The organism is Flavobacterium davisii (assembly GCF_019565505.1).
In the GTDB taxonomy this organism is placed as follows: domain Bacteria; phylum Bacteroidota; class Bacteroidia; order Flavobacteriales; family Flavobacteriaceae; genus Flavobacterium; species Flavobacterium davisii.
Genome location: NZ_CP067378.1, coordinates 637476 through 650556, shown reverse-complemented (window position 1 = coordinate 650556; position 13081 = coordinate 637476). Strand labels below are relative to the sequence as shown.

Genomic DNA, 13081 nt, shown 5'->3' with positions numbered 1-13081 from the left:
TTTATATAAAATTTGTATTAATATGAGAAATGATTTTATGTAAATTGGTTTGGTAATTAAACCAGTTAATGTTTTCTGTTCTTTTAAACCAAGTCATTTGACGTTTGGCAAAACGACGTGTATTCATTTTAATTTGTTCAATGGCATCTTCTAAAGATGTTTTTCCTTCAAAATAATCAAATAATTCGCGATAGCCTACAGTTTGTAAGGCATTAAGATGTTTATGAGGTAAAAGGTTTTCAACCTCTTCTAATAAACCTTGTTGCATCATCAAATCGACTCTCAGATTGATGCGTTCATACATCAGGGTACGGTCAGCTTCTAAACCGATGATAATAGGAGTGAAGTTGCGCTTGTTTTTACGTTTACCCAAAAAACTAGAATAGGGTTGCCCTGAACCGATACAAACTTCCACAAAACGTTTCATACGTTGTGGGTTAACCAATGTTTGTGGGTTCTCCGTTGCTATTTTTTGATAATAATCGGGGTCTAATTTTTTTAAATTATCTTGTAGATAGGTTATGCCTAGTTCGTCATAATTACTGTTAATGGTTTCGCGTACCGATGCATCAATATCAGGAAATTCATCAAATCCTTTTAAAACCGCATCAACATACAAACCACTCCCACCAACAAGAACTTGGATGTTGTTTTTTTGAAATAATTGGTCCAATTTTTCTAGTGCTTCTACTTCAAAATCGCCCACGGAATAACTTTCAAAAATCGATTTGTTTTGAATAAAATGGTGAGTGGCTTGTGCTAATTCTTCTTGCGAAGGTACAGCAGTCCCGATACACATTTCTTTAAAAAACTGTCGGCTGTCACAAGAAATAATCTCGCATCCAAAATGCTTAGCCAACTGGATAGCTAAGGCGGTTTTACCAATGGCTGTAGGACCGATTACGGTGATTAAATAATTCGTTTTATCCAAAATATGTTTTTATAGCGATTTTAATTTTTCAATTTTATTGCTAGTTAGTAGCTGAACGTTTGCTGTAATTTTCTCAATATCCCAATCCCACCAAGCTAGATGCAGTAGTTCTTGGATTTTTTCTTCAGAAAAACGTTTGCGAATCAGTTGTGAAGGATTGCCTCCTACTATGCTATAAGGCGGTACGTCTTTAGTAACCGTGGCATTGGTGGCAATTATAGCACCATCACCAATTTTTACGCCTGCCATAATCGTGGTATTGTGTCCAATCCAAACATCGTTTCCGATAATGGTATCTCCTTTAGTGGGATAAGATTTTCCTTCCATAGCATGTTGCCAATCGTGCCCAAAAATAGCAAAAGGATAGGCAGAAATCGCCTCAGTCAGGTGATTAGCGCCATTCATAATGAATTTGACTCCTGAAGCAATCATACAAAATTTACCAATGATTAATTTGTCGCCTGTAAAATCAAAGTGATATTTGACGTTCTTTTCAAAATTTTCCACATCGTCAAAATCGTCATAATAGGTATAATCGCCTACAATGATGTTGGGGTTTTTGATGATGTTTTTTAAGAAACAAAGTTTGTTATATCCGTTTAATGGGAAAGGGTTGTCTTTGTTTGGAATATTAGGCATGTTTTGAAATTTGTTTGTGTTCAATTAAAATCGGAATGGTTTAGTTCAGAAAAATCTTAATACTTCACAATCTTCAACATCTTCTTTTTATTTATATAATGCTGAATAATATTACGACTATCCCTAGTGTTTTGCATAGGAATAAGTATGTTTTTAAGAATTTGAAGTGTATTAATTTGATGATTTAAATCGTAAAAACAATAGCCTTTGTAAATGCCATTTTCAATCACTACAGCACTTCTTTCTTCCAAAGTACGACCTCTATCTACAACAACCATAGTATTATTATGAAATTGATGATTGCTAATGAATTCGTTTACCCTTTTGTTGTAATCTTCAGGTGCTTCTTTTTGAATACAAGCACCAAAACATTGTTTGATGTCGTATTGGAAACAACTTTTTTTAGTATCGTATAAACCGTTTATTTTTTGACATAATTGGTACTTTTCAGTAATTTGAAATAAAGCAGTTTTACCTTCTTGCGGACTACTAAAAGAGGTGATTTCTTTTTGCGTCCATCGGCTTTTAAAACTTTCAAAGCTAAATAGCCTTGTGTATCTTTTGCTGCATACAACGCCCAAGGAAATACTGTACGTCTTTGTGCGCGATTGTATATGGGGTTATTTATTTTTATTTCTTCGCTTTCTTTCAATAAAGCGATCAATTCGCTACCTGTTTCCTCAAAAGTTACGGCAAAGACTTCTTTTTGGATTTTTTTACTTTTCTTGGAAGTCCCTGTGAAATGTTGGTTAACTCTTTTTTGGATGTTTTTGCTTTTACCAATATAAATGAGTTCGCCTTTTTCATTATGAATATAATAAATTCCCGTTTTTGAAGGTAAAGCTTCTACTATATCCATGAGTTTAGGTGTCATGCCCGATTTGATTTCGGTTTTAATAAAACTCTTTATAATGTTTTTTTCAATGTCTTTGGCTAAAAGTAATTTGAATAAACGAACGGTAGCCATTGCATCACCACTAGCACGATGTCTATCAGTTACAGGAATCCCTAAATTACGTACTAGTTTTCCTAAACTATAAGAGGTTTGATTAGGAATTAAAATTTTAGATAATTCGACTGTACAAAGGGATTGTTTTTCAAAATTGAAACCTAGACGTTTGAATTCGGTTTTAATGACTCTATAGTCAAAAGAGGCATTATGTGCTACAATAATACTGCCTTCTGTAATTTCGATAATGCGTTTAGCAATTTCGTAAAACTTGGGAGCACCGCGTAACATGGCATTGTTGATACCTGTTAGCTTAACCACAAAAGGCTGGATAGGAATTTCGGGATTGACCAAACTGATAAATTGGTCTACGACCTCATGACCATCAAATCTGTAGATGGCTATTTCGGTAATACCTTCTTCGTTGTATTGACCGCCTGTGGTTTCTATGTCTAGTATGCAGTACATTTTCAATGTCAATGACAATTGCAAAATTCAATCACAACTATAAAAAATTGAATTTGTGATTGATATTGTAATTGCGATTGAAAAATTATTTCTTGTTAATTATCATTTTTAAAGCAATTGCGATTAATTCTTCAACTTCTTTTAAGCGTAAATTTCTGAGTCGAGAATTGCGTACATTTTCAATGTCAATGACAATTGCAAAATTCAATCACAACTATAAAAAATTGAATTTGTGATTGATATTGTAATTGCAATTGAAAAATTATTTCTTGTTAATTATCATTTTTAAAGCAATTGCGATTAATTCTTCAACTTCTTTTAAGCGTAAATTTCTGAGTCGAGAATTACGTACATTTTCAATGTCAATGACAATTGCAAAATTCAATCACAACTATAAAAAATTGAATTTGTGATTGATATTGTAATTGCAATTGAAAAATTATTTCTTGTTAATTATCATTTTTAAAGCAATTGCGATTAATTCTTCAACTTCTTTTAATCGTAAATTTCTGAGTCGAGAATTGCGTACATTTTCAATGTCAATGACAATTGCAAAATTCAATCACAACTATAAAAAATTGAATTTGTGATTGATATTGTAATTGCGATTGAAAAATTATTTCTTGTTAATTATCATTTTTGAAGCAATTGCGATTAATTCTTCAACTTCTTTTAAGAGTAAATTTCTGATTTTTTCATCACCTTCTTTGATATAATTTAAAATTTTTAATGAATTTCTTGATTCTTTGAGTTCTTTTACTGCCAACCCAACTTTAAAAATAAAATCTTTATCTGTATTGGTTCCTTGCGCTTCTCCAAAATTTAATGATGAACTTCCAGATGATCTAATTAATTGATTTTTGTAATATTCATTTTCGTATGATTTATTTAAATTACGAGTAAAGAAGATACATTCACCAGCGAATCTAACTAATCGGTCTTCAAAATTGAAAATCTTTTCATCAAAAATATTATTTTCTCCCATTTAATATATTGAAGTTTTGAAATTGTTATTGCAATTTTATCTCGTTCCAAATATACTACTTCCAACTCGAATCATTGTACTTCCACATTCAATAGCTAATACATAATCACCACTCATGCCCATTGAAAGAGTTTCTAGTTTAAGATTAGCAGTTTCTATTTTTTTATAGGTATCAAATATAGATTTTAAATGTAAAAACTCTTTTTTGATTTGATTTTCATCATCGGTAAACGTTGCCATTCCCATTAAACCAACAATTTTGATATTTTGTAGGGAATTATCGTTTTGCAAGGTAAGAAGAATTTCTTCAAGTTCGTTTTCATCTAAACCAAATTTACTTTCTTCATCCGCTATGAAAATTTGGAGTAAACAGTTAATAACTCTATTGTTTTTTGAAGCTTGTTTGTTGATTTCTTGTAACAATTTCAAACTATCGACTCCATGAATCAAACTCACAAATGGCGCCATATATTTTACTTTGTTCGTTTGTACGTGACCTATCATGTGCCATTGAATATCTTTTGGCATTTGTTCCCATTTGTCGGTCATTTCTTGGATTTTATTTTCGCCAAAAATACGTTGACCCGCTTGATAAGCTTCCATCAAATCGGTCACAGGTTTGGTTTTAGAAACGGCTACCAGCGTAACGTGTGGCGGAAGGGATGATTTTATGTTGTTGAGGTTTTGTGGGATGGACATGTTACTGTTTTTTGAGCGTTAAAAATCTTTTTTCATAAAAATGATAAGAAAAATACGATATACTTATGGTTAGCAAAAATACGGATAGATTGAATAATATAATTGAAAAAAAAGTAGTAAATAGTACATGTAATTTCATTTTAATAAAAATATAGCCTATTAATTGAAAGGTTATAGCATGATACATATAGATACCGTATGAAATTTCACCTAGTGAAACAAGTATTTTATTTTGTAGAAAGGTTATTGGTTTTTGTGATAAAAAGTATAGGGTGAGTGAAAAACTACACATACATAGTAACTGGTAAATTTCGTTGTTTAAATATGTTTTAAAAAAATTTGATAAAAAAATAAACAAACTAATGATACTGGAAATAAAGGTTAAAAATAAAGGTATTTTAAAACGATTTGAATGAATAAATAAATAAGCAATTATTCCGCTGAAAGAAAAGTAAAAAAAAGTCATTCCATACTTGTTTAACAATGTACTTAGGGAACTAAAATTAAACATATAGAAATAAAATATTGTAAAAAGAGTTAAAAATAAAAAGGCTTTTATAGGTTTTAAAAAGTAAATTACGGGAGCAATAAATAGATAAAATTGTTCTTCTATACCAATAGACCATAATATTTCAATAATTCCTCCGGGATTATATTTTGCTAAAATATTAGGGAAACAAGTAAGACCTAATGTTAACGCTAAGAAAATATTATATTCGGGGTTGTGTGTAAAGCCAAAATGCGGAGCAATGAGATGATAAAAGATTAGTCCTATAAAAAAAATAAGATAATATAACGGTAAAATTCTTAAGGCTCTTCTTAAAAAGAAATTTTTTAAATGAGTTGTACCTTTGTTTTTTTCAATAAACACATTTCTAATAATTAAAAAACCACTTAACGAAAAGAAAAAATATACAGCTTCTGTGCCTTTGTTAAAAATAGGTAAGGCATCGTAATAGGGTAAACCTCTATTTTTACAAAAGGAAGGAATATGAAAAACAACCACAATGGAAGCCAAAAGGAAACGGATAGAGGTTAGGTTAGGTAGTTTTGCCATGAATATTAAAATAAAAGTTTCCTATGAGGGGATAAAAAAGCGGTGATTTTGTGTCGCTGTTGGGGTTCTATTTTTTTAGAATTTAGGACTACTTTATGAATTATATAAATTCAATTTTGCATTCAATTTAATATCTTCAAAAATTTCTTTATCGGCTAAAGTAAATAAGAGTAATTCTAAATAAAATGGTTTGGAATTAATTCCGCAAATTGTTAAATGATTTTGTTTTATGAAATCACAAAGTATTTGTTTAAGAAGGATATTTTTTTCAAAAGAATTTTTACCTTTTGATAATAGTTCTTTTTCAGAAAAATTAAAAAGCCCATCATTAATATCAAATCCATATGACTGAGATCTTTCCGAGAGATTTATTTGTTGATTATACTCTATTAATTTTTCAATTACATTTTTCATTTTAGTTCATTTCTAATTTTCGATAGTTTACAATTCATACACCAAAAGGCCACTTCTAAATTTAGGTTCAATATAAGTCGATTTTGGAGGCATAATCAAGTTGTTATCGGCTAATAATTTGATTTCATTAATATCTGATGGATAGAGCATAAAACCAACTTCAAACTCACCATCGTCAATTAATTCCTTCATGTGTAAAAGGGCTTGCTTACCCGGAATATAATCTATGCGTTCATCATTACGAAGGTCGCCAATGCCTAAAATAGGTTGTAAGACATAATCGTATAAAATTTGCGCATCCAGATTTTTTAAAATTTGGTTTTTATCATTGCGATTATCCTTGTCGTTTTTTTTGTATTCTAAAGCATAAAAACGACCATCTAAATACATTCCAAATTCATATTTTTGTTGTGGCTGATATAACTCACTTTTTTTTGTCTTTTATGATAAAGTTATTAGCTAATAGTTTGATGAATTCTTCTTTAGAGTGCCCGTTGAGGTCGTGAATAACACGATTAAATTCATAAATTTTAATATTACTTTCGGCAATTAAAAAACTCATGAAGTAATTCAAATTCGGATTTCCTGTGGCTTGATCTTGTTCATACAGCATTTCGGCTGATGCGGAACGATGATGTCCGTCAGCTATGTATAAATTAGGAATTGACTCGAAATGTAAAATTAAAGAATCTATATCCTCTTGGTTGTCAATTTTCCAAAGCGTATGTTTTTCTTTATTGGTGGTTGAAAATTCGTAAATAGGTTTACTATTTTTATGTAATGTTATAAAACGATCTATTTCTGCCTTATCTGGGTAGGTAATAAGTACGGGCTCAGTATTAAAACCAGTTTGATGTAAATATTCTTTAAATAACTCTACTCGATATTGTAGGGTGTCTTCGTGTTTTTTAATATGATTATTTTGATAATCTTCTATAGAGGTGCCTGCTACAATACCTGTAAAAACATTAGTTTTGGTTTGAATTTGATATAGATAAAAAATAGGCTTATCTTCCTGAATTAAGATGTTTTCCTTCTTAAAATCGTTGTATTTATGGGTTACCCCTCTAAAACGTTTGTCGGCTGTAATTTTTTGTGAATGGGTATAGGCAGGATTAATAATATGTAAGAAAGAGTATGGATTAAAATCTAACCAAGCCGCTAATTCGGCAGGCGAATATTCATCATAGGTTCTACAGGTTACTAATGCCACTTTATCTTGTGTGGGACGAACTGCTTTAAAAGGGGTTATTTTTGCCATTTTTTTGTGATTAGTCAAAAGTCATTAGGCATTAGTGTAACTAACGGCTAATGGCTAGAGGCTTTTATTTACTGAATTGTTTCGAAACTTTTTCTGCTTTTTTGCTTTCGGAATAATCGTAAAAACCTTCGCCTGATTTTACACCTAATTTACCAGCCATAACCATATTAACTAATAAAGGGCATGGAGCATATTTTGGGTTTTTGAAACCATCGTACATTACATTTAGAATAGATAAGCAAACATCTAATCCAATAAAATCGGCTAATTGTAAAGGTCCCATAGGGTGTGCCATGCCTAATTTCATAACCGTATCAATTTCATATACACCACCTACACCATTGTATAAGGTTTCGATAGCTTCATTAATCATTGGCATTAAAATACGGTTAGCTACGAATCTCGGATAATCGTTAACTTCGGTAGGAACTTTACCTAATTTAACCGATAAATCCATGATGATTTTAGTTACTTCATCAGAGGTGTTGTACCCACGGATAATTTCTACCAGTTTCATGATAGGCACAGGGTTCATAAAGTGCATACCAATTACACGTTCTGGATGTACTACATTTGCAGCAATTTGTGTAATAGAAATGGAAGAAGTATTGGTCGCTAAAATAGTGTTATGGTCACAAACTTCGCTTAATTGTTTGAAGATGTTGAATTTTAACTGTACATTTTCGGTAGCTGCTTCAACAACTAAATCGCAACCTACTACACCGTCTTTAATATCGGTATAGGTAATGATGTTGCCAATAGTTTTGTGTTTGTCTTCTTCGGTAATAGAACCTTTAGCGACCATACGGTCAAGGTTATTAGCAATAGTAGCCATACCTTTTTCTAACGATTTTTCAGAAATATCAATCAATTTTACGGTAAACCCGCTTTGTGCAAAAGTATGAGCAATTCCGTTGCCCATAGTACCTGCGCCTATAACTGCTATTGTTTTCATTGTGTGAAGCCCCTATATTACTTAAATGTTTTTCCTACTAGGGGTAGGTAGGGATTAATGGTTTGGTTTATTATTAATTTCTTTTTTTATTTCATTTAATAATTGCTCTTCCGAGGGTAAAATCAATTCATATTGACTGGCTAATATGGTTTTGTTTTCTTCGGGTAATGAGAATTTAACGACAGCATTGTTTTTATCGGCACACAAAAGTACACCGATAGTGGGTTTTTCATGAGCCAATTTTTCAACTCGGTCAAAATAGTTGACATACATTTGCAATTGACCCAAGTCTTCATGCGTGAGTTTATGGGTTTTGATTTCAAAAATGACAAAAGATTGTAAGATTCGGTTGTAAAATACCAAATCGACAAAGAAATCATCACCATCTAAATGGATTCGTTTTTGACGGGCTACAAATGAAAAGCCATTACCTAATTCTAATAAAAAATCTTGTAAATGCGTAATGATGGCTTGTTCTAAGTCTTTCTCATAATAAGCTGATTCTCTTTTTAATCCAAGAAACTCTAAAACCATCGGGTCTTTGATGATTTCGTTTGGATGTACAGGAAGTGCTTCGTTTCGAGCAACGGCCAATACACTTTCTTTGTCATTACTTAATAATAGCCGTTCGTACAATTGACTATTGATTTGACGTTCCATTTGTCTAACCGACCAATTGTTTTTAGCGGTTTCGGCTATGTAATATTCTCTTTTGTCTTCGTTATCAATACGTATTAGTGTTCGATAATGAGTCCAACTCAATTGTGTACGCAGTGAGTTCACAATTGGGAAAGTTCTATAAAATTGTCTGTACCAATGTAGATTACGATAGGAAAAACCACTTCCGAACTCTGGTTGTAATTGCTCAGATATATACTTGATTAGGTATTCTCCGTAATCAGCTCTGTCTTTCCCTTGTTGCTCTTCGTTGAAAATACGTTCTCCAATATGCCAATATAATAAGGTGCGCTGGAAATCTACTGCTTTTATAGCAGTAGCTCTAGTGCTAGATATTAAGGATTTAATATCAGATATTATGTTGGGGTTGGATAACATTATGTGTTTTAAATATAAAATCTTTTCGGTTAGATTTTATGGTTACTTTTCAATACATTCTATAATTTGATAGGCTACTCGCAAGGCTTCTGTTCCATCTTCAAGGCTAACAATAGGAGTAGAATTGTTATTGATAGCATCGGCAAAAGATTCTAATTCATCTAAAATGGCATTGTTAGGATGCACTCCTCGGATTGTCAAAATAAATTTGTTTTCTTACACCTTCAGCATTTTGTAAAATCATATCAAAATCGCCTTGGGGTTTCGGGGGCGTCTTTCATACGAACCACTTCACAAACTTTATCCAAATAGTCTACAGATATATAGGCGTCTTTTTGAAAAAAACGTGATTTACGCATGTTTTTCATCGATATACGGCTTGATGTGATATTAGCCACACAACCGTTTTCAAACTCAATGCGAGCATTAGTAATATCGGGCGAATCAGATATAACAGCTACGCTACTGGCATTTATCGATTTTACTTTCGATTTTACCACGCTTAAAATGGCATCAATATCATGTATCATTAAGTCTAAAACAACAGGAACATCTGTCCCACGAGGATTAAATTCAGCTAAACGATGGGTTTCTATAAACATAGGATTGTTTATTTTATCTTTTATTGCCATAAAAGCGGGATTAAAACGTTCCACATGTCCTACTTGACCCTTTACGTTGTGTTTTTTAGCTAAAGCAATAATTGCTTCTGCTTCTGCCACGGTGGTAGCAATAGGTTTTTCAATAAAAATATGTTTGCCCGCTTTTATAGCTTGTTGGGCACATTCAAAATGTTGTAAGGTAGGGGTAACAATATCTACCACATCTACAGCGTGTATGAGCTCTGTAATGGTATCAAATTTTTTATATCCAAATTCGGTAGTTACCTTATTTGCATTATCGTTAGAAGGATCAAAAAAACCAACTAGTTCGTATTTTTTAGATTGTTGAAGTAATCGTAAATGTATTTTTCCAAGGTGTCCTGCACCTAAAACGCCTACTTTTAGCATAATTAAGAATTTGAACAAATGTAAATCATTTATTCGATTTATTCAAAAATCAATGTAAATCTAAATTGTAAAATGCGCCTTTGTTTTTACGGCTTTCTAACGAATGTTTAACAATTAAATAAGCGGTGGCATTAATATTTCGTAATTCGCATAGTTGAGGGGAGAGGGTTACTTTTTTAAATAACTTTTCAGTGTCCTCGTATAAATAATTTAAGTGGTCTAATGCGCGTTCTAATCGCTGGTTTGATCGTACAATGCCTACTAGGTCATTCATGATGTTTTGTACAGATTTTTTGTTATGCGAGATAAGAATCAATTCTTTAGGATCCACGGTTCCCTCTGAGTTCCATTGAGGGATTTTTGGGAAAGAAGTTTTTAAATTATGGCTGTTTGCTATAATATCCTCAGCTATTATATGACCCAATACTAATGCTTCTAATAGTGAGTTAGAAGCAAGTCTGTTAGCGCCATGAAGACCTGTTTTGGCTACTTCGCCATTTGCATATAAATTAAGGATAGAAGTACGGCCTAATTTGTTTACTTTTACTCCACCGCACATATAGTGCATTGCAGGCAGCACGGGTATGTAGTTTTTGGCTACATTTATCCCTATACTTTTACATTTTTCAACAATGTTAGGAAAGTGATTATAAAAAGCGATAGGGTCTAAATGGGTGCAGTCTAGATAGACACATTCATTTCCAGATATATTCATTTCCATATTAATAGCTCTTGATACAATATCACGTGAGGCAAGTTCTGCTCTTTGATCGTAACGTAGTATAAAGCGTTCACCCGATTGATTGCGTAAATAAGCACCAAAACCTCTTACTGCTTCAGAAATTAAGAAAGCGGGGCTTTTACCCGGTTCATATAATGCTGTAGGATGAAACTGTATGTATTGCATATCCTCAATTATTGCCTTTGCTCTAAAAGCCATACCTATACCATCTCCTGTAGCAATTATAGGGTTTGTAGTGGTAGCGTAAGTTTGTCCTGCACCTCCTGTAGCGAGTATGGTTTTGTGAGCTAAAAACGTGTGAATGGCGCCTGTTTTTTCGTTTAAAATATAGGCACCATAGCAATGAATGTTTTTTTGCCCAATTTCTATTTTAATATCTGTAAAATGGTGTTCGGTTATTAATTCGATAGTAAAATGATGTGGTAAAAAGGTAATATTAGGTACGTTTTCGCTGTACTTAATAAGTGTTGTTTGAATTTCAAAACCTGTTATGTCTTTATGATGCAAAATTCTATTGGCAGAATGGCCTCCTTCTTTGCCTAAATCATATTGATTGTTCCTATTTAAATCAAATTCGGCCCCCCATTGTATAAGTTCTTGTAAACGGATGGGAGCATTTTTGATTACCAGTTTTACAATTTCTAAATCATTTTCATAATCGCCTGCTCTTAAGGTGTCTTCGATATGGCTTTCAAAAGAATCTTCTTCATCCCATACAGCGGCTATACCTCCTTGTGCGTACTTAGTGTTTGATTCTTCTTTAGTGTTTTTTGTAACAATTGTTATTTTTTTGTTTGGAAAAGCTTTTGCTAATTTGATAGCTGTAGTAAGCCCTGCAACGCCTGAGCCTAGTATTAGAAAATCAGTTTTAAAGACACTCATTATTTAGAAATTTCTAGCATTGCATGTATTGATTTTACAGCTTTTTTTCTTAAATCTTCTTCAATTTCTATATTAGGTAATTCATATTTCATACACAAATATAGTTTTTCCAAGGTGTTTAATTTCATGTAGGCACATTCGCTACAATTGCAATTAGCCTCGTTAGCAGGAGCAGCAATAAAAGTTTTGTTAGGTACTTCTTGTTTCATTTTATGCAGAATACCCGCTTCGGTTGCAACAATAAAGGTGTTCGCATCAGCTGTTTTTACATAATTTAACAAGCCTGCCGTAGAGCCAATGTATTTTGCTACTTTTAAAATATGCTCTTGCGATTCAGGATGTGCAATAATTTCGGCGGCAGGGTTTTCTTTATATAATTGTAGAATTTTGTCAATTGAGAAGGCTTCATGTACTAAACAGGCTCCGTCCCAAAGGAGCATATCACGCCCTGTTTTTTTAATTAAGTAAGCTCCTAAATTTCTATCAGGGGCAAATATTATGGGTTTGTCAAGAGGGATAGCATTAATTATTTTTTCAGCATTAGATGAGGTGCATACAATATCTGTTAGAGCTTTAATACTAGCCGAGGTGTTAACATAAGATACCACAACATGATTAGGATGTTGTTTTACAAACCATTCAAAATCGGTAGTAGGGCAAGAATCAGCTAGAGAACAACCTGCATTTAGGTCAGGTAGAACAACTTTTTTGGTAGGGTTTAAAATTTTAGCGGTTTCGGCCATAAAATGAACCCCTGCAAAAACAATTAAATCAGCCGTTGTTTTGGCAGCTTGTTGTGCTAGTGCTAGGCTGTCACCTACAAAGTCGGCTATATCCTGAATTTCGGGGCGTTGATAGTAATGGGCTAAAATTACCGCATTTTTTTCTTTTCGAAGAGTGTTAATTTCTTCTATGTAATGAATGTTTTGTTCTTCTAGTTTTAAAAAGCCGTTTTTAGTCAAATTTTTTTTAGCAATTTCTAAATTGTTCATATCGAAAAAGTTTGGACAAAACTAGATAGTAGATCAAAATT

General features: G+C 32.5%; 10 protein-coding genes and 3 pseudogenes. All 13 read right to left on the bottom strand.

What is annotated here, in order from left to right; genetic code table 11:
* Position 1: 1 nt before the first annotated feature.
* Positions 2–931: a tRNA (adenosine(37)-N6)-dimethylallyltransferase MiaA gene (gene miaA, locus JJC05_RS03260; protein ID WP_235878207.1), complete on the bottom strand. Its 930-nt coding sequence runs from the start codon at positions 929–931 to the stop codon at positions 2–4.
* A 9-nt stretch (positions 932–940) separates the two neighbouring features.
* Positions 941–1570 (bottom strand): CatB-related O-acetyltransferase, encoded by a 630-nt coding sequence (locus tag JJC05_RS03255; RefSeq protein WP_235878205.1) that lies wholly within the window; start codon positions 1568–1570, stop codon positions 941–943.
* Between the two features lie 56 nt (positions 1571–1626).
* A pseudogene (locus JJC05_RS03250) lies at positions 1627–2987 on the bottom strand (exonuclease domain-containing protein).
* Between the two features lie 616 nt (positions 2988–3603).
* Positions 3604–3972, bottom strand: a complete 369-nt coding sequence (locus tag JJC05_RS03245) for a four helix bundle protein (RefSeq protein ID WP_088392065.1) — start codon at positions 3970–3972, stop codon at positions 3604–3606.
* Positions 3973–4008: 36 nt separating this feature from the next.
* Entirely contained in the window at positions 4009–4671 is a 663-nt protein-coding gene (locus JJC05_RS03240; protein ID WP_235878202.1) for a YggS family pyridoxal phosphate-dependent enzyme, read from the bottom strand.
* Between the two features lies 1 nt (position 4672).
* Positions 4673–5728, bottom strand: coding sequence for an acyltransferase family protein (locus JJC05_RS03235; protein WP_105195190.1), 1056 nt, complete (start codon positions 5726–5728; stop codon positions 4673–4675).
* A 93-nt stretch (positions 5729–5821) separates the two neighbouring features.
* The gene (locus JJC05_RS03230; RefSeq protein WP_105195191.1) at positions 5822–6142 is read right to left on the bottom strand and encodes a hypothetical protein; all 321 of its coding nucleotides are present in this window, start codon (positions 6140–6142) and stop codon (positions 5822–5824) included.
* Between the two features lie 27 nt (positions 6143–6169).
* Positions 6170–7403: pseudogene (locus JJC05_RS03225) on the bottom strand (DUF1015 domain-containing protein).
* 64 nt (positions 7404–7467) lie between these two features.
* Positions 7468–8358 carry a 3-hydroxyacyl-CoA dehydrogenase family protein gene (locus JJC05_RS03220; RefSeq protein ID WP_235878201.1) on the bottom strand — a complete coding sequence of 297 codons (891 nt, stop codon included), beginning with the start codon at positions 8356–8358 and terminating at the stop codon, positions 7468–7470.
* Positions 8359–8412: 54 nt separating this feature from the next.
* Positions 8413–9414, bottom strand: coding sequence for a PDDEXK nuclease domain-containing protein (locus tag JJC05_RS03215; RefSeq protein WP_105195194.1), 1002 nt, complete (start codon positions 9412–9414; stop codon positions 8413–8415).
* A gap of 42 nt (positions 9415–9456) precedes the next feature.
* Positions 9457–10424: pseudogene (locus tag JJC05_RS03210) on the bottom strand (Gfo/Idh/MocA family protein).
* 49 nt (positions 10425–10473) lie between these two features.
* The gene (nadB, locus tag JJC05_RS03205) at positions 10474–12048 is read right to left on the bottom strand and encodes an L-aspartate oxidase (protein WP_235878199.1); all 1575 of its coding nucleotides are present in this window, start codon (positions 12046–12048) and stop codon (positions 10474–10476) included.
* A complete protein-coding gene (gene nadA, locus JJC05_RS03200; RefSeq protein ID WP_235878197.1) occupies positions 12048–13040 on the bottom strand; it encodes a quinolinate synthase NadA in 993 nt (330 codons plus the stop codon). Before nadA ends, nadB begins: the two co-directional genes overlap by 1 nt.
* Positions 13041–13081: the final 41 nt, after the last annotated feature.

Coding starts and splice junctions, on each gene's coding strand:
- nadA (WP_235878197.1), bottom strand. CDS start 13,040: ATGAACAATTTAGAAATTGCTAAAAAAAATTTGACTAAAAACGGCTTT.
- JJC05_RS03220 (WP_235878201.1), bottom strand. CDS start 8,358: ATGAAAACAATAGCAGTTATAGGCGCAGGTACTATGGGCAACGGAATT.
- JJC05_RS03235 (WP_105195190.1), bottom strand. CDS start 5,728: ATGGCAAAACTACCTAACCTAACCTCTATCCGTTTCCTTTTGGCTTCC.
- JJC05_RS03255 (WP_235878205.1), bottom strand. CDS start 1,570: ATGCCTAATATTCCAAACAAAGACAACCCTTTCCCATTAAACGGATAT.
- JJC05_RS03215 (WP_105195194.1), bottom strand. CDS start 9,414: ATGTTATCCAACCCCAACATAATATCTGATATTAAATCCTTAATATCT.
- JJC05_RS03240 (WP_235878202.1), bottom strand. CDS start 4,671: ATGTCCATCCCACAAAACCTCAACAACATAAAATCATCCCTTCCGCCA.
- nadB (WP_235878199.1), bottom strand. CDS start 12,048: ATGAGTGTCTTTAAAACTGATTTTCTAATACTAGGCTCAGGCGTTGCA.
- JJC05_RS03230 (WP_105195191.1), bottom strand. CDS start 6,142: ATGAAAAATGTAATTGAAAAATTAATAGAGTATAATCAACAAATAAAT.
- JJC05_RS03245 (WP_088392065.1), bottom strand. CDS start 3,972: ATGGGAGAAAATAATATTTTTGATGAAAAGATTTTCAATTTTGAAGAC.